The sequence below is a fragment of the Lyngbya aestuarii BL J genome (assembly GCF_000478195.2).
GTDB classification, from domain to species: Bacteria; Cyanobacteriota; Cyanobacteriia; order Cyanobacteriales; family Microcoleaceae; genus Capilliphycus; species Capilliphycus aestuarii.
In genome coordinates this window covers 1-1281 of record NZ_AUZM01000220.1, presented here as the reverse complement: position 1 = coordinate 1281, position 1281 = coordinate 1, and the positions used below count along the sequence as shown (strand labels likewise).

General features: G+C 43.8%; 2 protein-coding genes. One reads left to right on the top strand and one right to left on the bottom strand.

What is annotated here, in order from left to right; all coding sequences use genetic code 11:
* The coding region (locus tag M595_RS31980; RefSeq protein WP_203419187.1) for a hypothetical protein at positions 1-260 on the bottom strand (260 nt) is incomplete at its 3' end.
* Positions 261-549: 289 nt separating this feature from the next.
* On the opposite strand from M595_RS31980, the gene M595_RS27660 reads away from it, so the two are divergent.
* On the top strand, positions 550-1272 hold the full coding sequence (locus M595_RS27660; RefSeq protein WP_023069869.1) for an RNA-guided endonuclease InsQ/TnpB family protein: 723 nt from the start codon (positions 550-552) through the stop codon (positions 1270-1272).
* Positions 1273-1281 lie beyond the last annotated feature (9 nt).

The following is a 1281-nucleotide window of genomic DNA, read 5'->3' as shown; positions in this document are numbered from 1 at the left end:
TCTTGTTCGGCGGCAGGAGACCTCCGCCATAAGGAACGTTGGCGTGGGGAGGAATGCACGGGGACTCTCTCTCCCACAAAGTAGTCTGGATGAACTATAATTAAGTTATGATACAATCCCTGACTACTAAATGTAAGTTGATAGTCTCGCCAAACATTCGAGAGAAGATTGATGAAACTCTCGAAGGGTTTGCAGGTGCCTGTAACCAAATTTTGCAAACAGCTAAACAGGAAAACTGCTGGAACACTACCAAGTTGCATCACCTGACCTACAAACTTGTTCGTCAATCTACAGGGTTGAAAGCAAATCATGTTTGTCAGGCAATTAGAAGGGTTGTTAATCAGAAAAAAGCCACCAAGCAAATTCACAAATTTAGACCGACAAGCATCTCCCTTGATGCAAGGACATTCAAATACATTGAATCCGAGCAAAAGGTTGGGGTGACGCTGAAATCGAAACGAGTGAATTTTGACTTGAAAATTGGCGGCTATCAAATCGCATTGCTTCGGGGTCAATCTCCCACAAGCGCGACTCTTTCTAAAAGCAGAAATGGGAACTATTACATCAATATTGGCAGTAGTTGTTCCTACCCAACCCAAAGGTAAAACTCCTAAAGTCTTGGGGGTTGATTTGGGGTGGCGAGATATTGCGACAACCTCCACTGGAAAATCTTGGGACGGAGCGCAACTGAGGGAAACTCGAAACAAATTTGTCCGCGTTAGAGCTTCGATTCAATCCAAACGCACCAAAAGCAGCAAACGACTGTTGAGGAGGCTCTCTGGGAAAGAATCGAGGTTTCAAAAATGGGTCAACCACAATATCAGCAAACAGCTTGTAGAAGAAGCTCAAAAACTCAATTCCGTTATTGCTTTTGAGGATTTGTCTGGGATTCGGTTTAGAACAAAAGTCCGAAGAAAAACCCGGACAGAAATCAATAGATGGGCATTCTACCAGTTGAGATTGTTTACTGAATACAAAGCGAACATTGCTGGAATTGATGTGATTTTGGTTGACCCGAGATGTACCAGCCAAACCTGTTCGAGATGCCACCATATCCACCCCAAACCGGGAAAATCTTACCGGAAAGGGAAAGTTTTTAAATGTGGGTTTTGTGGTTTTGAACATGATGCTGATGTAAATGGAGCATTGAATATTGCTCAACTAGGGGTAGTTGTAAACCTGCCCGAAATCTCGACTTATTCCTGTCAACTAGAGGGGCAACTATCGTTGTTTCCTGATGGGAGTGGGTTAGGGATAAAGCCCACGCCATAAGCTATGCGT